We start from the raw sequence: 16,558 nt of genomic DNA, 5'->3' as shown, positions 1-16,558 counted from the left end.
TTTGCGGCGGGTGCGCGCGTTGCCAGGTGTCTGACACCCTTGCACCACTGCGGCAAGCCCGGCAGCGTCTCACCAGGGTGTCAGACACCTCATTTAGTCAGTCTCCAGGTGTCTGACACCCTTGCACCACTTCGGCAAGCCCAGCATGACCTCACCCGGGTGTCTGACACCGCCATCAGCCCACCCCAGCCGCCTACAGCTCCAACACCACCTTCTTCCCCCCGCAAGACCGCGAGCAGCACGCCATCATCTTGTTATTCGCCTCGCGTTCCGCCCGAGTCAGCACCACGTCGCGGTGGTCGATGTCGCCTTCCAGAACGCGCACTTCGCACGAGCCGCACAACCCTTCCTCGCAATCGCTCTGCACATCAATATTGGCGCCACGCAATGCCGTCAGCAGCGTCTGGTCCGCAGGCACGGTGATGACGATGCCCGAATCCTTGAGCACAACTTCAAACGCCTGTTCCTTCGACGGATCCAACGTCCCAAGTGTGGAATGGAAGTGCTCCACCCGCAGCGCATCCTCCGGCCAAGCCGCGCAGCAGCCGGCCAGCGCATCCAGCAGCCCCTGCGGACCGCACGCATATACCTGTGCGCCCGCGCGCGGTTCGGCAAGCAGGGCCGCATAATCGGCGCGGCTGCCTTCGTCCTTGACGTGCAGATGCAGCCGGTCGCCGTGCAGCGCCGCCAGTTCGTCCGCCATCGCCATGCAACCGCGCGAGCGCCCGCTGTAATGCAATTCATAATCCAGCCCCAGCTCCCGCGCACGCCGCGCCATGGCGCTGATCGGCGTGATGCCGATGCCGCCCGCAATCAGGATGAGCTTCGAAGCCGACTCGTCCATCCGGAAGTGATTGCGCGGACCACGAATACGCAGGCGCGCACCGGGCGTGGCGTTCGCGTGCATCCATGCCGACCCGCCGCGGCCATCCGCCTCGCGCAGCACGGCAATTTCAAACACGCCGGTCTCGGCCGGGTCACCGCACAGCGAGTACTGACGCGACAGACCGGTATCGCCGCATTCCACATCGATATGCGATCCGGGCGACCAGCGGGGCAGGGGCTTGCCGTCCGGTGACACCAGGCGCAGCCGCAGAATGCCGTCGGCCGCCGCTTCCGCGCTTTGCACCACGACCGGGCGGGTGATGGCGTGCGAAGACGGTTCGCCGATGCGCACCGGATGCCCGCTTTCCAGCAGCGACGGGTTCGCGCGCTCCGGGTTCTGCGCCGGATCCCATTCCACCCACAGATGTTCCGGCCCGCGGAATGACGTGTTGGGCACATAGGTGAAGGCCTGCTCGGACAGCTTCAAATGCGGCAGGCGGCGGGTCAGCTCTTCCAGGAAGATCTGCATCTCCATGCGCGCCAGGTTCTTGCCCATGCACTGGTGCGAGCCATAACCAAAGGTGAGCTGATCGCTCGCGTTTTCGCGGCGGATATCAAACAGATCGGCATCACCGAACTGGCGCTCGTCATGATTGGCCGACGACGTCACGATCAGCAGTTTCGATCCGGCGGGAATGGCGACGCCCGCGATCTCCACGTCGCGCGTGGCCAGCCGCCGCCAGGCCGCGACCGAGCCGTTGTGGCGCAGGCATTCCTCGACCGCATTGGGAATCAGGTTCGGATCCTCGCAGATCTCGCGCCAGGCCTGCGGATGCTGCAGCAGCAGCTTGATCGCGTTGGCCGACGCGTTGGCCGTGGTCTCGTGCGCCGCCACGATGCCGGCCATCATCATCGAATGCAGGTACGAATCGGTCACCACGTCCGGATGCGTCTGCTGTTTACGCAAGCCGTATTGCATCCAGCCCGGGCCGGACGGATCCTGCCGCATCTTGTCCAGGATCTTCCCGGCCAACTGCCAGAAATTGCCGACTGCATGCGCAACGGCAACCTGTTCCTCCGGCTTCGGGCGGCCCCAGGTGTTCACCGTGTGCGCGATGGAATACTGCCGCAGCAGATCCATGTCTTCTTCCGGGACGCCCAAAAAATGCAGCGCCACGGTCAGCGGCACTTCCCACAGCATCTGATCGACGAGGTCGGCACGGCCGTCGTCGATGAAGCGGTCCACATACTCGCGCGTCAGGCGGCGCACCATCGGTTCGTGGTGCTTCAATTCCTCGGGCGTGAACGGATCCATCAACACGCGGCGCCGCGGCATGTGCGCGGGCTCGTCCTCGTTCACCAGCGTGCGGTTCATCGCATACCCATACGACGCCAGCACCGCGTTGGCCTCCGGCCCCGTCGGCGTGATCTTCTCCAGCGCGATCGACGGGCTGAACGTGATGTTGTCGCGGAAGATGGCCTTGATGTCGTCGTAGCGCGTCACGACCCAATAGCCTAGTTGCGGGCTATAGAACACCGGCTCCTGGTCGCGCGCCCAGCGCACGTATTCCGGCGGGTCCTGCTGATAGCCGTCCCCAAAGGGGTCGAACTCGGCGGCGCGCGCGCTGATCGGACAGCCCGTCGGGCTCTGCGCCGCAGCCAACGCGGCGTGATCGATGGGACAGCCCGAGGGGCGCGGGGTGGCGGGTGCTTGGTTCATGAGGTCGTTCCGTGTGTTCGTCTTGCGGGCCCGCCGCTGAGTGCGGCACATGCTTGCGGCATATGCATGCGGCGGGCCGGTGGTGCTGGGTTCAACGTGATGCGGTCGAGCGTGATGCCTAGGCCGGCATGACGCTCATCGCCGCGTAATGCTCAATCCAGCGTGATGCCCAGATCCTTGATCAGCTTCTGCCAGCGGGCACGTTCGGCCGTCAGCATCTCGGCGTACTGCGCGGGCGTGTTGCCGATAGGCTCGATGCCGAACTCGACCAGCCGCTGGCGCGTGGCCGGGTCATTGATGGTCGCGACCACCTGCTTGTTCAGGGCGTCGATCACCGGCTTGGGGGTGGCGGCCGACACCACCACGCCGACCTGCGCGGCGGCTTCCACGTTCTTCAGGCCGATCTCGGCGAACGTCGGCACGTCGGGCAATTGCGGCAGACGCGTCGGATTGGCGACCGCCAGCGCCTTGACCTTGCCGCCGTTGATGAAACCGGCGCCCGCGGCCAGGTCCACCATCATCGCGGGCACCTGACCGCCGGCGACATCCGCCAGGGCTGGCGAGGCGCCGCGATACGGCACGTGGGTCATCGTCAGGCCCGCCTCGACCTTCAGCAATTCCATCGCCAGGTGGTGCGGGCTGCCGGCGCCGGCCGAGGCGTAATCCAGGCCTTCCTTGCGTCCCTTGGCTTCGGCCAGAAACTCCTTGGCCGAGTTGACCTTCATGGCCGGGCCGACCACCAGGATCATCGGGAACCGTCCCATCAGCGTGACCGGCGCCAGATCCTTCGCCGGGTCATACGACAGCTTCTTGTACAGGGCGGGGTTGAACACCAGCGTGCCGTTGTCGGCGGACAACATGGTGTAGCCGTCGGCTGGGGCGCGCGCCGTTTCCGACGCCGCAATTGCCGTGTTGCCGCCCGGCTTGTTCTCGATCACCACCGGCTGGCCCAGGCGTCCGGTCAAGCCTTGCCCGATGCTGCGCGCCAGGAAGTCCGACCCGCCGCCGGCGGCATACGGCACGATCCAGCGCACGGGCTTGGACGGGTAATCGGCAGCCGCCTGCTGCGCGGACGCGCTGGCACAAGCCAAGAGGGGCAGGGCCATCAGGCCGGCCAGGATGTGGTGTTTAACACTGCGCATGGACAAGTCTCCTCGTTGTGGAATGTCAAAAGTGCATTCCTTATTTGCGTAAAGCATATACGCAATGCGTAATTTTTGAAGAAGGGTTAACCTTAGTGCCGCTCCAGGCTTTCGGTCCCTCGTTTGCCGGCGAGCGCCTGCCCTCGGAGTTGTATTCCCCCATGAGCAAAGCCGCTTTGCCGCCCGAATCCGACCTCGCGTCTGATCTTGAATCCGCCGAAGCCCCGGCCGTCCGGCCGCGCGAACGCCGGCAGCGGGTTCAGGCCGCGGAAACCGGCATGTCGGTCCTGAAAGGGTTGGCCCGCTTGGGCGGCCGCGCCAGCCTCACGGCCTTGGCGGCCCACGTGGGCGAAAGCCCCGCCAAGGTGCACCGCTACCTCATGAGTCTCATCGCGGAAGGACTGGTCGACCAGGAAGTGGCGACGCAGCAGTACCACTTGGGCCTCGAAGCGCTTTACGTCGGCGTGGCCGCCATGCGCCAGGCCGACCCCCTACGCATCGGCGAACCCGCGCTCGTGCGCCTGCGCGAAAGCCTGGCCGTCACGTGCTTCATCGCCGTCATGGGCAACAAGGGCCCGACCATCGTGCGCTTCGAGGAGCCTGGTTTGCCCGTCACCGTGAACGTGCGCGTCGGCTCGGTGCTGTCGATGCTGTGGTCCGCCACGGGTCGGGCTTTTCTGGGTTTGCTGGACGAGGCGCCGGTGCGGGCGCTGGCGGAAGCCGAATTGGCCAGCGCACCGGCCGAGCAGCGCGCGCTGCTGGATCGGGACGACCCCATCGGCGTCTTGCGGCGCGATGTACGGGCGGCGGGGTGCGCCACGGTGAAAGACACCAATCTGCGCGGCATCAGCGCCGTGTCGGCGCCGCTGTATGACCACACCGGACGCGTCTGCGCGGTGTTGACCGCGCTGGGCGCGACGGGCGGATTTGATGTGTCCGAGGGTGGGGCGGTGGTGGCAGCGGTAAAGCGCGAGGCGCTGGCAGCCAGTGTGGCGTTGGGGTACGTGGCGGGGTGATCCTGCGCAGAACGGTCGCTGATTCAGACCAAATCCCATCGACACTAAAGTTGAGCCCGGCGACATTTTTCACTTTTCAGTCAATAGAGTGATTACATGTCCGACGAATCAAGTGTTGCCGGTGCGCAGCGCCTGTTGTTTTCAAGCGTGTGGGACGCCATCGAGAACACGCCGATGGAAGCGGAAAGCATGAAGTTGCGCTCTGCCTTGATGATGGTGCTGACAAATCGCGTGAAGCAGTCCGAAATCACTCAGGTGCAGGCTGCGCAGCTGTTCGGCGTGACACAGCGTCGCATTGCCGATCTGCTGCGCGGCAGGATCCAACTATTCAAACTGGACAGTTTGGTGAATATGGTCTTGGCGAGTGAATCTACTTCCCCACCTCCAACTTCCCCAACGCATCCCGGAAATCCGGATACTCCTTTAGAAACGCCTGATTGCGCTCGAACCGCCGGACCAGCCGATCATCGATCGTCAGATTCAGCACGGTGTCACGGTCCCACAATCTCGGACGCTTCTTCACCGGAATCGGCACCTTCTCCGCGAACTCCTTGTACGAATCATGCGGTTCACATTGCTCGTAATCGGTCGAGATCCGCTGCACCGTCCCCGTCTCCAGCCCCGCCTGTCTTGCCTTTTCCTGCAGCCACGACGCCGGCAGCGTCTGCAAGCTCCCATCCTGATATCCGCCACCCACATCGGAGTGCGCGCCGATGAACCAGCGTTGCTCGACGGGGAGGTGCGCCGGCCGTGGCGGCGAACCCGCGCGGCGGGTCCATAGGGTCGGGAAGTAGGGCTCGCGGTATTCGTTGGTGGCGATGGCGTGGTAGGCGTTCAGGACGTGGTTGCTCAGTTCCGTGTCGTGGAAGTTGTAGAAGCTGGAGAAGCCGGGGAAGGATACGCCGCCGACGGGGATGCCCAGGCTGCCGACGGTGTCCCAGACGCCGACGAAGTGCAGGTCGGTTTCGCGGGAGAACCGTTCGCGGAACGAGGCGGCCTCGGGCGAGGAGGGTTCGCAGTCGTCGCGGTACAGCGCGTAGGCCTCGGAGACGTGGTCTTCGGTGGCCTCGTTGAGCAGACCGCATTTGCGCACCATGCCCGCCAGACTGCGGGCGGAGTAGGCGCCGCGGCTGAAGCCGAAGAGGAAGATGCGGTCGCCGGGCTGGTGGCGCTGGCTTAGCCAGCGGTAGCCTTCGCGGATGTTGGCCGACAGGCCCGCGCCGAACGCGCCGCCCATGAATTTGTCGATGGCCGACCACAGGCCCTGGCCTTGCGTGCCGACGCCTTCGATGTAGATCGTTTCCTGGGTGCTGGTCTCGGGCGCGGCTTTGAAGAGCTCGTAGACGTTGGTGCGGTCGTTGGGTTCGTTCCACGTGCCGTCGAAGAATACGGCGAGGTTCTTCACCATGATCGTCTCCCCACACACAGATAAAGGCTTGCGATACCCATGCTGCCGGCTGGCACAACGCCTGCGTGAGGCAAGCTAGCACGGGCGGGCATTTCGTCAGGGCGCGGGGTTTCCCTGCTGCAAATCCGTACACCGCCTTTTTGCCTAGCTCTGTGATGTCAAAGAAGTGCGTTGAAGGCGAAACGGCCCGTGCCCCAATTTCTGGAGTACGCCCTTACTACGGAATCAGTAGCAAACCAACACGCCCACGGATGGTATCCATGCAGCGCCTAAAAGTATCCGCCCGACGCAAGAAAAAGGCGGCCCGCAGGCCGCCTCCCAAGACGCTCAAACCCGCGTCAAACAATCTGAAACTGCACATCGATGTTGTCGCGAATCGCGCGCGAGTACGGGCACAGTTGGTGCGCCGATTCAACCAGCAACTGCTTCTGCTCGCCGGTCAATCCCGGCAGCGAGACGGCCAGCGTGACGCCCAGCGCGAAGTTGGCGCCGTTGTCGACCTTGCCCAGCGACACGCTGGCGTCGATGGCGATGTCGCGCGGCACGGTGATGCCGTGGGTGGCGCCGGCGCGCTTGATCGCGCCCATGAAGCAGGCCGAGTAGCCCACGCCAAAAAGCTGTTCGGGATTGGTGCCGGGCTTGCCGGATCCGGGCGTGCTGAGCGTGACGTCCAGCGCGCCGTCGCTGCTGCGGCCCGCGCCTTCGCGGCCGGCGGTGGTGTGGGTGTGGGCGGTGTAGAGGACCTGCTCGAGTTGCTTGGCCATGATGACTCCAGGATGGTTGGCGCGGCGTGGCCGTGCCGGGGGTTGAGAGCCTGCATTGCATCAAGCGGCTGTATCGGTCATGTGTCGGCGCCGGGGCGGGATGGCATCACCGCGTATCCAGAGCCCGCCCAGATACGCTGCGATACAAACCGCCGCCGTTGGCGGGCGCGGCGGCATTGGAGTATGTTGCGCGCTGGCGGCACGGGCTGCGTCAAGCAACGATCAAGCAACGATCAAGCAACAACCACGGAAAGCACACACATGGGACGTCTCGCCATTCTGGGCGCGCTGCACGAAGAAATTGCCGACCTGCTGGCGGCCATGGAACCCGGCGCGGAGACGCGCCGCATCGCCATGCGCGATTTTCAGGTGGGCACGCTGTGGGGCACGCCCTGCGTCATTGCGCTCAGCCGTATCGGCAAGGTGGCCGCGGCCGCCACGGCGTCCATCGTCATCCAGGAATTCGGCGTGTCGCGCGTGCTGTTCACGGGCCTGGCGGGCGGGCTGCATCCGCAGGTGCGCGTGGGCGACGTGGTCGTGGCCGATGCCCTGATGCAGCACGACATGGACGCGCGGCCCCTGTTCGGGCGGCACGAAATTCCCTTGCTGGGTCGCGAGCGCTTCGACGCCGATGCCGCGCTGAGCGCATTGCTGCTGGATAGCGCGCGTGTCTTCGCGGCCAAGGGCGGTTTGCCGGGCGCGGCCGCGCAGCCGCGGGTCCATCATGGCCTGATCGCGACCGGCGACATCTTCGTCAACGACAACGATCTGGCGCACGAGCTGCGAAATCGCCTGCCCGATGCGCTGTGCCTGGAAATGGAAGGCGCGGCGATGGCGCAGGTGTGCCACGAGTTCGGCGTGCCGTTTGCCGTGATGCGCGTGATTTCCGACAGCGCCGATCACGCGGCCAAGACGGATTTCACGGACTTCCTCGTGAACCTGGCGCGGCTGTACTCTGCCGGCATTCTGAAGCCGCTGCTGCAGTCGGGCGCGCTGCGCGACGCCTGACGTTTGAAACTACGTGGCGAGCGGCGCGATCCTGACCTCCGCCGACAGGCCGCCGCCCTCGCGGTTGCACAGGATCAGCCTGCCGCCCAGCGCCTCAGCGAGCTGATGCGCGATCGCCAGGCCCAGGCCCGTCCCGCCCGTGTCCCGGTTGCGGGAGCTTTCCAGCCGGTAAAACGGTTGCAGCACGGCGTCCAGTTCGGCGTCCGGGATGCCCGGCCCGCGATCCAGCACGTGGATGGACAACGTCGAATCATGCAGTGCCGCCACGCGCACCTCGGCGGCGCCCGCGAATTTCAGCGCGTTGTCGATGAGATTGCCCAGGATGCGCCGCAATGCATGAGGACGCGTCAACAGCGGCGGCACCGTATCGCCCGACAGGGACACATCCTTGCCCGTGTCCTGGTAGTCGCACACCAGGCTATCCAGAAAGGCATTCAGGTCGATGCGCGCCGGCTGCTCGGTCTTGCCGTGCGCGCTGCGGGCGTAGTCGATGCCTTCGCGCACCAGCCGCTCCACTTCGTTCAAGTCCTGTGCCAGCTTGTCGCGGTCGGTAGACGCATCCATGAACTCCGTGCGCAGCTTCATGCGGGTAATGGGGGTCTGCAGGTCGTGGGAGATGGCGCCCAGCATCTGCATGCGCTCGGCTAGATGCGCGGCGATGCGGTCCTGCATGGCGTTGAAGGCGACGGCGGCGTGCGAGACTTCGGCGGGGCCCGCCTCGTCGAGCAAGGGGCTCTTGTGATCGGGATCCAGTTCCTCGGCCGCGCGGGCCAGGCGGGTCAGTGGGCGCACGGCCAGGCGCACCGCCATCCAGGCGCAGCCGGCCAGCAGCAGCAGTTGCACGCCCAGCACGCCAAACAGCCACGGCGCCGGCCGCATCCGCAATAGTTCGATATCCAGGATCGCGGGCTGGCCGTCGGACAGCACGACGCGCGCCTGAATGTGGCGCGGATCGTCCGCCATGGCGCGCACCGTGACGGGACGCTCCGGGCCCAGCGCGGCCTCGATCGACTGCGCGGCGGTGCGCGCGGCATCTAAGGAAAGCGGCTGGTCGGCCTTGCCGTCGCCCAGCAGATACTGGCGGTTGTTGCTGGACAGGCGCGGCAGCCAGGCGGCGCGCTCGTCGGCGGGCAGACGGTCCAGGATGTCCATGGCGATGGCGACGTCGCGTTCCAGGTCGCCCAGCATCATGTTGCGGGTGGCGCTGTAGCGTTCGTAGAACAGCGACGCGAACGACAGACCGTACGCCAGGATCAATCCCGCCACGAAGATCAGGAACAGCCGCGCGACCAGCGTGCGGGGCCAGGCGGGGCGGCGGGGCGCGGCGGTGGTCACTGTCCGCCTTCCGAGACGTCGACCGCGGCGGAAAACACATAGCCTTCGCTGCGCACGGTCTTGATGTACATGGGTTCGCGCGCGTCTTCGCGCAGACGCTGGCGCAGGCGGCTGACCAGGAGGTCGATCGAACGCCCGAAGAAGTCGGCGTCGCGGCCCTGCGTCAGGTTCAACAGCTGGTCGCGGTTCAGCACGCGCTGCGGGTGGTCCAGAAAGACGCGCAGCAGCCGGTACTCCGCGCCGCTGAGCGCGACGATGGTCCCCTCGGCGTCCAGCAGGTGGCGCGCCGTGGTGTCCAGCCGCCAGTTGCCGAAGGCGATCTCGCGGCCCGGCTCGGTGACTTGAAAGTTGGGCGGCAGCATGCGCGTGCGGCGCAGGATGGCCTTGATGCGCGCCAGCAGCTCGCGCGCCACGAACGGCTTGACCAGGTAGTCGTCCGCGCCCATCTCCAGGCCCAGCACGCGGTCCATGTCGTCGCTGCGCGCGGTCAGCATCAGGATCGGGATGCGCCGGTGCTTGCCGCTGCGCAGTTCGCGGCACAGCACCAGGCCGTCGTCGCCGGGCATCATGATGTCCAGCACGATCAGGTCGACCGTCATATTCTCAAGCAGCGACCGCATCTGCCGCCCGTCGGCCGCCAGCGTGACGGTCAGGCCGTTCTTGCGCAGGAAGCCGCCGGCCAGTTCGCGAATCTCCCGATCGTCGTCCACGATCATGACGTGGTCTATGTGGTCCATCTGCGGGTGCCTTCTTGGTGGGTGATGGCGCGCCCGGCGCGCCAGCGGGTTTCGGAATTCTATCGGCCTAGCGCTCGCCCGGGGGCAGGGGATCGCGGCGCGGGCGGCTGTTGGAGATGAGCTGGCATTGGAAGGGCTTGGCGGCCTCGGCGGTGAAGCCGCCAAAGAGCAGCAGCAGGACGGCAAGAAAGCGTTTCATGAGGAACTCCGGTGCAAGGTGTGATCGGGTTATAGCGCCGGGCCGCCCGCGGAGTGTGTCGTACTGTATACGCCCTGGCGGCGGATACACGCGCTTGAAAAAATCCGCCGATCCGGCACATGCCGGATACGTGCCGCGGGTGCAATGGGGTCACTTTCCAAAGGACGACCCCCATGGACCTCATCAACACCCCCATTGCTCTGCTTGCCGGCATGCTGACCATCGCGTCTCCGTGCGTGCTGCCCCTGCTTCCCGTGCTGCTCGGCACCTCGCTGGAACGGTCAGACCGCCTGCGCCCCTTGTTCGTCGTGTCCGGCTTCGTGCTGGCGTTCGCCGGCCTGGGCATCGCGCTCAGCCTGATTTCCAACCTGAATGAACACGTGCACGAAGCCGTGCGCTCGACCTCGATCGTCCTCCTGGCGCTGTTCGGCCTGGTGCGGATCTGGCCCGAACCTTACGACCGGCTGATCGCCCGCGTCGGCGGCCCGTTGCAGCGCCTGGCGGCGGCGGGCGGCACGGGCAGCGGCAATGCGGGCGGCTTTGTCCTGGGCCTGTCCCTGGGCGCCGTGTGGACGCCATGCGCCGGGCCGGTGCTGGCCTCGATCCTGGTGCTGGCGGCCAAGGCGCAGGACCTCGTGCAGTCCAGCACGCTGCTGCTGGTGTTTGCCATCGGCGCCGGCGTCCCGATGCTGGTGATCGCCTACGGCGGGCAGGCCATCGCCACCCGGGTGCGCGGCCTGTCGCGCTACACGCAGCGCTTGCAGCAGGGCTTCGGTGTGCTGCTCGTCCTGACCGCCATCGCCATTTACTTCCAGTACGACGTCCTGGCGTACGCCTGGATTGCCAACCTCTTCGCCTGACCCTCAAGGAGAAAACCATGTTTGCCACGTTCAAGAAGATTGCCCTGGGCGCGCTGATCGCCGCTTCCCTGATGCAAGGCGCCGCTCAGGCCGCGCCGGCCACCGCACCCCCGGCCCCGGAATTCACCGGAATCGAAAAATGGCTCAACAGCGAGCCGCTGACGATGGAATCGCTGCGCGGCAAGGTGGTGCTGGTGGATTTCTGGACCTACACCTGCATCAACTGCATCCGCACGCTGCCGTACGTCACGAGCTGGTATCAGAAGTACAAGGACCAGGGCCTGGTCGTCGTGGGCGTGCATACGCCGGAGTTTCCGTTCGAACGGTCCACTCCGAATGTCGAAAAGGCACTGCAACGCTTCGGCATCACGTATCCGGTGGCGCAGGACAACCGCTACGCCACCTGGACCGCCTATCGCAACCAGTACTGGCCGGCCGCCTACCTGATCGATAAGCAGGGCAAGATCGTGTACAGCCACTTTGGTGAAGGCCGGTACAAGGAAACCGAGGCGGAGATCCAGCGGCTGCTGGCGCAACCCGGCTGAGCCCGCCGTCCCGCCCGTCCGCAAAACAGATATGCGATCCCGCGCATAGCCCCGGCCCCGCCGCACGCCTACCATGCTTCAAACACAAGAACGACGTTTGGAGACAGCATGAGAATGGCAAGCGCGCTGACCGCGGTCGGCCTGTGGCTCGGCATGGGCCTGATTTCCGCGGCGGGCGCCGCGGGTTCCTATCCCGACCGGCCCCTGCGGCTGGTCGTTCCCTTTCCGGCAGGCGGGGCCACCGACCTGATGGCCCGCGCCTTGGCGCAAGGGCTGGGCGAGAAGCTGGGCCAGTCCGTCGTCGTCGAAAACCGGGGCGGGGCAGGCGGCTCGATCGGGGCGGAAGCGGTGGCGACCGCCGCGCCCGACGGCTACACCTTGCTGTACTCCACGATGGGCGTGCTGACCATCAACCCGTCGCTGTACACCAAGCTGCGCTACGACCCGCAAAAGAGCTTTGCGCCGGTCTCGCTGACCAACCTGACGGCCAACCTGCTCGTGGTGAATCCGGAACTGGGCGTGAACTCCGTGGCTGAGCTGGCGGAACTGGCCCGCAAACGGCCGGGCGAGTTGACCTTCAGCTCCTCGGGCAACGGCACCACCAGCCATCTGGCGGGCGAGATGTTCAAGTCCACCGCGGGGGTGGATATCCGCCACATTCCGTACAAGGGCACCTCCGGGGCCATCAATGACTTCATGGCCGGTCGCATCTCGATGATGATCGACACCTCGTCCAATTTCGTCGAACAGGTCAAGCAGGGCAAGGTCAAGGCGCTGGGTGTTACAAGCCAGAAGCGGCTGGCGGCGTTGCCCGACGTTCCCACGATCGCGGAGTCGCCGGGCTTCGAGTCCTACGAGGTCAGCCTGTGGTCCGGCGTGCTGGCGCCCGCGGGCACGCCGCGCGCGATCATCGACCGGCTCAACGCGGATATCAAGGACGTGATGACGGCGCCGCAGATGGTCGAGCGCATGGCGGGGTACGGCATCCAGACCACATACAGCACGCCCGAGGCGTTCTCCGAACGGATCCGCGCCGATACGCAGAAGTGGGCGCGAATCATCGAAGCGTCCGGGGCACGCGCGGATTGACCGCCGGCCCGCCCGTGTCCCGTCTCTTGAATGGAACGACCATGCCCTCGATGATCTCCTCCCTGCTGGCGGCCGCAGCCGCCCTGTCCATCGCGTCCGTCTCCGCGCCGGCCGCGGCCGCCTATCCCGAACGCCCCATCACGCTGGTCAATCCCTATGCCGCCGGCGGCCCCGCCGACGTCGTGGCGCGCAGTCTGGCGCGGGCGCTGGAGAAGCGGCTGGGCCAGCCCGTCGTGGTCGAGAACAAGCCGGGCGGCGGCGCGTCCATCGGCACGGGGTTCGTGGCGCGTGCCAAGCCGGACGGCTATACGCTGCTGCTGGGCACCTCGGCTGGCCACGTCGTGACGCCGTTGATGCAGAAGACGGTGTACGACGGCGTCGACGGGTTTGCGTTCTGCTCGGTGGTGGCGGTGCAGCCGATCATGCTGGTCGTGAACCCGTCGCGCGGCATCAAGACGGTGCCGGACCTGATTGCCCGCGCCAAGGCCGAGCCGGGCAAGCTCAGCTATGGCTCGGCCGGCGTGGGCGGCGCCACGCACCTGGGCGCCGAACTCTTCCAGCAGGCCGCGCACGTGCAGCTCAACCACATTCCCTATGCCGGCGCGTCGCCCGCGATCAACGACGCGGTGGGCGGGCAGATCGACCTGGCCATGCTGAACCTGTCGGCCAGCCTCCCGTTCATCCGCCAGGGCCGGCTGGTGCCGTTGGCGTATGCGGCCGACAAGCGCTCGCCGCTGTTGCCCGACGTGCCGACGCTGGACGAGGCCGGGGTGAAAGGCGCGCAGGCCGCCACCTGGTACAGCCTGGCCGCCCCGGCCGGCACTCCGGCGGACATCGTGCAAAAGCTCAGCGACACCGTCCGAAGCGTGAACGACGATCCCGACTACCGCCGCGTCATGCAGGACCAGGCGATAGAGTTGATGGCGTTGTCGCCCAAGGACGCCGACGCCTACGTGCAGAAGGACCGCGCCGACATGCAGCGGCTGCTCGGCACATTGGGGCTGCTGGCCAAATGAACATCCACCATCCCGCGCCATGAACTTCGATTTCAGCAAGCTGGCCTCGGCCGATGCCTTCAAGCTGCTTTCCAGCGTGGTCGTGCCGCGGCCCATCGCCTGGGTAGTCAGCCAGTCAAAAGAGGGCGCGCGCAACGCGGCGCCGTTCTCGTTCTTCAACGTGGTGAGCAGCGATCCGCCCATCGTCGCGCTGGGCATCGGTCCGCGCGGCGGGCAGTTGAAGGACACCTCGCGCAACATCCTTGAGACGCGGCAGTTCGTGATCAACCTGGTGTCGGCGGAACTGGCCGAGCAGATGAACCACACCAGCCTGGACTACGACGCCGGCATCGACGAACTGGCGCGTGCGGGCCTGTCCACCGAGCCGTCGCTGCTCGTGGCGCCGCCGCGCATCGCGCAAAGCCCAGCGGCGCTGGAATGCGAGGTCTGGCAGGTGCTGGATGCGGCACCGCAGCGCGTGATCGTGCTGGCGCGCGTGGTGGCGCTTTACCTGCGCGACGACGCCTTGCTCAACGCCGAAAAATTCTACGTGGACACGCCCGCGCTGCGCCTGCTGGGCCGCATGCACGGCGCAGGCTGGTACGCGCACACCAGCGATCTCTTTCAGATGCGCACACCCGACGCGGCCAACGATCCCGCCGTGCGGCCCGCGCAGGGGCATTGAATGCCCGAGAAGACCTTGAACCCTTTTGGAGCCTGTCGATGAAATTGCATTGGTCGCCGCGATCGCCCTTCGTGCGCAAGGTGATGATCGTCATTCACGAGGCCGGCATCGAGGATCGCGTGACGCTCGTGCGCACGCCGGTCGCGATGGACAAGTCCAACCTGGATCTGGTGCCCGATAATCCGCTGATCAAGCTGCCGACGCTGGTCCTGGATGACGGCACGGCGCTGTACGACTCGCGCGTCATCTGCGCCTACCTGGACGCGCTGACGGGCTGCGGCCTGTTGCCGGCCAACCCGGCGTTGCGGCTGACCGCCGAACGCCGGCAGGCCCTGGGAGACGGCTTTCTGGATGCGCTGCTGCTGTTCCGCCAGGAACGTAATAAGCCCGCCGAGCGCCAGACGCCCGCCTGGCTGGACGCCTTCGCGCTGAAGACGAAAGCCGTGCTGGCCGCGCTGGAGGCCGAAGCGCCGGCGTTGCAGGCCAGCCGGTTCGACCTGGGCCTGATCGCCATTGGCTGCGCGCTGTCATACATGGACTATCGTTTCCCAGACATCGCCTGGCGCGACGATCATCCGGCGTTGGCGGCCTGGCATGCACGATTTGCCGCGCGGCCATCCGTGATGCGCACGCAGCCCGACGAAACCCCGTAGAGAGAGGACGATGATGAGCCGTATCCCGCTGCCCACGCCCGACAGCATGACCGACGACCAGAAGCGCGTGTACGAGAAGATCGTCTCCGGTCCGCGCGGACGCCTTGTCGGCCCCTTGCGCGCCGCGCTGCACAGCCCTGAGCTTGCCGAACGCTGGCAGGCGCTGGGCGCGCTGCTGCGCTTTGGCACGAGCCTGCCCGCGCGCGTCAGCGAGCTTGCCATCGTGGTGACGGCGCGCCGCTGGAACAGCCAGATCGAATGGCACATCCATGCGCAGGCGGCCCGCGCCGCCGGCATTGCGGATGCCGTGCTGGATGCGATCCAGGCCCGCGCGACGCCCGTGTTCGACAACCGCGACGACGAGATCGTCTACGAATTCGCCCGCCAGATCCAGGAAACCGGACAGGTTGAACCAACGCTGTATGCGCGGGCCGTGGAACGCTGGGCCGCCGTCGGCGTGGTGGAGCTGACCGCCGTGATCGGCTATTACACGATGGTGTCCATGACGCTGAACGCGCACGAGATTCCGATGCCGGACGATGCGCCGCCGCCGCTCGATACGCCGCAACAGGACGGTGCGCCGGCGCTCAGCCGCCTGGCGCCGCTGGCCGGGAGCCCATCATGAGCGCCGACGGCAATTCAAAAGCGGGCGCTCAGGCGCGCGCCTATGTGCCGGATAACGTGGAGACGCCGCGGATGCCCGTGGCGCCCCGTCACGCGCTGCCGGCGGGGGCGTGCGACACGCACTGCCACGTTTTTGGTCCCTATGACCGATTTCCCCTGCAGCATCCCTCGTCCTATGCCGCGCCGGACGCGCCCGCCGCGCGTTATCTGCGCATGCTGGACACGCTGGGCGCGGCGCGGGGCGTGCTGGTGCAGCCGGCCCCTTATGGCACGAACCCGGACGCGTTGCTGGATGCCGTCGCGCAAGGCGGGGGGCGGCTGCGGGGCATCGCCGTGGCGGACCCGGGAGTCACCGACGCGCAGTTGCAGGCCCTGTACGAAGGCGGCGTGCGTGGCCTGCGCTTTGTCGAGGCGCGCGATCCCGCCGGCAACCTGTTTCCCGGCAGCGTGGGCTTTGACCAGGTCGCCGCGCTTGCGCCGCGCATGAAGCAGTTCGGCCTGCACGCGCAGCTGTGGGCGCCGTGCGACACCTATCTGCGTCATCTGCCCGCGCTTGCGCAGCTGGACCTGCCGCTGGTGATCGACCACATGGGCAGCGTGATCCCCGCGCACGGCGAAGAGGACCCGGTGTTTCAGATGCTGCGCGGGCTGCTGGCCGAGGGCCGGATCTGGATGAAGCTGACGGTATGCCGCGTGGGCGCCGCGCCCGACTACGACAACGCGCGCGGCATCCACGACGCCTATACGGCGGCCAATCCGGATCAGGTGCTGTGGGGCTCGGACTGGCCTTTCGTGCGCATGGGGGCGGCGGCGCCGTCGGCCGATGCGCTGGTCGACCTGGCGCATGACTGGCTGGACAACGACGCGCTGCGCAGGAAGGTCTGGGTGGACAATCCGGGGCGCCTGTACGGCTTCGAATAGCCAATGGCGGGCGCACGCCGGGCCCTGAAGGG

Annotated in this window: 17 protein-coding genes and 1 pseudogene; 11 read left to right on the top strand and 7 right to left on the bottom strand. The window is 66.6% G+C overall.

Annotation, left to right across the window (positions count from 1 at the left end; translation table 11 throughout):
- Positions 1-193: 193 nt before the first annotated feature.
- Both ASD71_RS02005 and ASD71_RS02000 read right to left on the bottom strand, forming a co-directional pair.
- Positions 194-2,545 carry a cytochrome P450/oxidoreductase gene (locus ASD71_RS02005; protein ID WP_056559198.1) on the bottom strand — a complete coding sequence of 784 codons (2,352 nt, stop codon included), beginning with the start codon at positions 2,543-2,545 and terminating at the stop codon, positions 194-196.
- Between the two features lie 152 nt (positions 2,546-2,697).
- Positions 2,698-3,687 carry a tripartite tricarboxylate transporter substrate binding protein gene (locus ASD71_RS02000; RefSeq protein WP_056559195.1) on the bottom strand — a complete coding sequence of 330 codons (990 nt, stop codon included), beginning with the start codon at positions 3,685-3,687 and terminating at the stop codon, positions 2,698-2,700.
- A 161-nt stretch (positions 3,688-3,848) separates the two neighbouring features.
- Here ASD71_RS02000 and ASD71_RS01995 point away from each other — a divergent pair, with 161 nt between their 5' ends.
- A complete protein-coding gene (locus tag ASD71_RS01995; protein WP_056559192.1) occupies positions 3,849-4,703 on the top strand; it encodes an IclR family transcriptional regulator in 855 nt (284 codons plus the stop codon).
- A 96-nt stretch (positions 4,704-4,799) separates the two neighbouring features.
- A pseudogene (locus ASD71_RS27405) lies at positions 4,800-5,048 on the top strand (helix-turn-helix domain-containing protein); the annotation flags it as partial.
- Positions 5,049-5,073: 25 nt separating this feature from the next.
- Here ASD71_RS27405 and ASD71_RS01990 read toward each other — a convergent pair.
- Together ASD71_RS01990 and ASD71_RS01985 are read right to left on the bottom strand one after the other, a co-directional pair.
- Positions 5,074-6,111, bottom strand: a complete 1,038-nt coding sequence (locus tag ASD71_RS01990) for a DUF2235 domain-containing protein (protein ID WP_056559189.1) — start codon at positions 6,109-6,111, stop codon at positions 5,074-5,076.
- Between the two features lie 338 nt (positions 6,112-6,449).
- Entirely contained in the window at positions 6,450-6,875 is a 426-nt protein-coding gene (locus tag ASD71_RS01985; protein ID WP_056559187.1) for an organic hydroperoxide resistance protein, read from the bottom strand.
- A gap of 261 nt (positions 6,876-7,136) precedes the next feature.
- Here ASD71_RS01985 and ASD71_RS01980 point away from each other — a divergent pair, with 261 nt between their 5' ends.
- Complete coding sequence (locus ASD71_RS01980; RefSeq protein ID WP_056559184.1) at positions 7,137-7,883, top strand: 5'-methylthioadenosine/adenosylhomocysteine nucleosidase; 747 nt, start codon at positions 7,137-7,139, stop codon at positions 7,881-7,883.
- A 9-nt stretch (positions 7,884-7,892) separates the two neighbouring features.
- On the opposite strand, the gene ASD71_RS01975 is transcribed toward ASD71_RS01980, so the two are convergent.
- The 3 genes from ASD71_RS01975 to ASD71_RS28480 form a co-directional block, all read right to left on the bottom strand.
- Positions 7,893-9,218: a HAMP domain-containing sensor histidine kinase gene (locus tag ASD71_RS01975; protein WP_056559181.1), complete on the bottom strand. Its 1,326-nt coding sequence runs from the start codon at positions 9,216-9,218 to the stop codon at positions 7,893-7,895.
- A complete protein-coding gene (locus ASD71_RS01970; RefSeq protein WP_056559178.1) occupies positions 9,215-9,955 on the bottom strand; it encodes a response regulator in 741 nt (246 codons plus the stop codon). Before ASD71_RS01970 ends, ASD71_RS01975 begins: the two co-directional genes overlap by 4 nt.
- 67 nt (positions 9,956-10,022) lie before the next feature.
- Complete coding sequence (locus ASD71_RS28480; RefSeq protein ID WP_255357157.1) at positions 10,023-10,154, bottom strand: hypothetical protein; 132 nt, start codon at positions 10,152-10,154, stop codon at positions 10,023-10,025.
- A 173-nt stretch (positions 10,155-10,327) separates the two neighbouring features.
- Here ASD71_RS28480 and ASD71_RS01965 point away from each other — a divergent pair, with 173 nt between their 5' ends.
- The 8 genes from ASD71_RS01965 to ASD71_RS01930 all read left to right on the top strand — a co-directional run bounded on the left by ASD71_RS01965 (position 10,328) and on the right by ASD71_RS01930 (position 16,526).
- Positions 10,328-11,014 (top strand): cytochrome c biogenesis CcdA family protein, encoded by a 687-nt coding sequence (locus tag ASD71_RS01965; protein ID WP_056559175.1) that lies wholly within the window; start codon positions 10,328-10,330, stop codon positions 11,012-11,014.
- 17 nt (positions 11,015-11,031) lie between these two features.
- Positions 11,032-11,559 (top strand): thioredoxin family protein, encoded by a 528-nt coding sequence (locus ASD71_RS01960; protein WP_056559173.1) that lies wholly within the window; start codon positions 11,032-11,034, stop codon positions 11,557-11,559.
- Positions 11,560-11,667: 108 nt separating this feature from the next.
- Entirely contained in the window at positions 11,668-12,648 is a 981-nt protein-coding gene (locus tag ASD71_RS01955) for a tripartite tricarboxylate transporter substrate binding protein (protein ID WP_056559170.1), read from the top strand.
- 50 nt (positions 12,649-12,698) lie between these two features.
- Positions 12,699-13,664 carry a tripartite tricarboxylate transporter substrate binding protein gene (locus tag ASD71_RS01950; RefSeq protein ID WP_056566304.1) on the top strand — a complete coding sequence of 322 codons (966 nt, stop codon included), beginning with the start codon at positions 12,699-12,701 and terminating at the stop codon, positions 13,662-13,664.
- Between the two features lie 19 nt (positions 13,665-13,683).
- Complete coding sequence (locus ASD71_RS01945) at positions 13,684-14,328, top strand: flavin reductase family protein (protein ID WP_056559167.1); 645 nt, start codon at positions 13,684-13,686, stop codon at positions 14,326-14,328.
- Between the two features lie 38 nt (positions 14,329-14,366).
- Positions 14,367-14,981, top strand: coding sequence for a glutathione S-transferase family protein (locus ASD71_RS01940; protein WP_056559164.1), 615 nt, complete (start codon positions 14,367-14,369; stop codon positions 14,979-14,981).
- A 13-nt stretch (positions 14,982-14,994) separates the two neighbouring features.
- Positions 14,995-15,606, top strand: a complete 612-nt coding sequence (locus ASD71_RS01935) for a carboxymuconolactone decarboxylase family protein (protein ID WP_056559161.1) — start codon at positions 14,995-14,997, stop codon at positions 15,604-15,606.
- Positions 15,603-16,526, top strand: coding sequence for an amidohydrolase (locus ASD71_RS01930; RefSeq protein ID WP_056559158.1), 924 nt, complete (start codon positions 15,603-15,605; stop codon positions 16,524-16,526). Before ASD71_RS01935 ends, ASD71_RS01930 begins: the two co-directional genes overlap by 4 nt.
- The last annotated feature ends 32 nt before the right edge of the window (positions 16,527-16,558 follow it).

This window comes from Achromobacter sp. Root565 (assembly GCF_001427425.1).
Classification (GTDB): Bacteria; Pseudomonadota; Gammaproteobacteria; order Burkholderiales; family Burkholderiaceae_B; genus Achromobacter; species Achromobacter spanius_D.
The sequence above is the reverse complement of the archived record's forward strand: the minus strand, read 5'-3'. Positions and strand labels throughout refer to the sequence as shown.

Excerpts from the sequence above, each read along its gene's own strand:
- ASD71_RS01930 (WP_056559158.1), top strand. The coding sequence starts at position 15,603 with ATGAGCGCCGACGGCAATTCAAAAGCGGGCGCTCAGGCGCGCGCCTAT.
- ASD71_RS01990 (WP_056559189.1), bottom strand. The coding sequence starts at position 6,111 with ATGGTGAAGAACCTCGCCGTATTCTTCGACGGCACGTGGAACGAACCC.
- ASD71_RS01960 (WP_056559173.1), top strand. The coding sequence starts at position 11,032 with ATGTTTGCCACGTTCAAGAAGATTGCCCTGGGCGCGCTGATCGCCGCT.
- ASD71_RS01965 (WP_056559175.1), top strand. The coding sequence starts at position 10,328 with ATGGACCTCATCAACACCCCCATTGCTCTGCTTGCCGGCATGCTGACC.
- ASD71_RS01945 (WP_056559167.1), top strand. The coding sequence starts at position 13,684 with ATGAACTTCGATTTCAGCAAGCTGGCCTCGGCCGATGCCTTCAAGCTG.
- ASD71_RS28480 (WP_255357157.1), bottom strand. The coding sequence starts at position 10,154 with ATGAAACGCTTTCTTGCCGTCCTGCTGCTGCTCTTTGGCGGCTTCACC.
- ASD71_RS01935 (WP_056559161.1), top strand. The coding sequence starts at position 14,995 with ATGAGCCGTATCCCGCTGCCCACGCCCGACAGCATGACCGACGACCAG.
- ASD71_RS01985 (WP_056559187.1), bottom strand. The coding sequence starts at position 6,875 with ATGGCCAAGCAACTCGAGCAGGTCCTCTACACCGCCCACACCCACACC.
- ASD71_RS01980 (WP_056559184.1), top strand. The coding sequence starts at position 7,137 with ATGGGACGTCTCGCCATTCTGGGCGCGCTGCACGAAGAAATTGCCGAC.
- ASD71_RS02000 (WP_056559195.1), bottom strand. The coding sequence starts at position 3,687 with ATGCGCAGTGTTAAACACCACATCCTGGCCGGCCTGATGGCCCTGCCC.
- ASD71_RS02005 (WP_056559198.1), bottom strand. The coding sequence starts at position 2,545 with ATGAACCAAGCACCCGCCACCCCGCGCCCCTCGGGCTGTCCCATCGAT.
- ASD71_RS01950 (WP_056566304.1), top strand. The coding sequence starts at position 12,699 with ATGATCTCCTCCCTGCTGGCGGCCGCAGCCGCCCTGTCCATCGCGTCC.
- ASD71_RS01955 (WP_056559170.1), top strand. The coding sequence starts at position 11,668 with ATGAGAATGGCAAGCGCGCTGACCGCGGTCGGCCTGTGGCTCGGCATG.
- ASD71_RS01970 (WP_056559178.1), bottom strand. The coding sequence starts at position 9,955 with ATGGACCACATAGACCACGTCATGATCGTGGACGACGATCGGGAGATT.
- ASD71_RS01940 (WP_056559164.1), top strand. The coding sequence starts at position 14,367 with ATGAAATTGCATTGGTCGCCGCGATCGCCCTTCGTGCGCAAGGTGATG.
- ASD71_RS01995 (WP_056559192.1), top strand. The coding sequence starts at position 3,849 with ATGAGCAAAGCCGCTTTGCCGCCCGAATCCGACCTCGCGTCTGATCTT.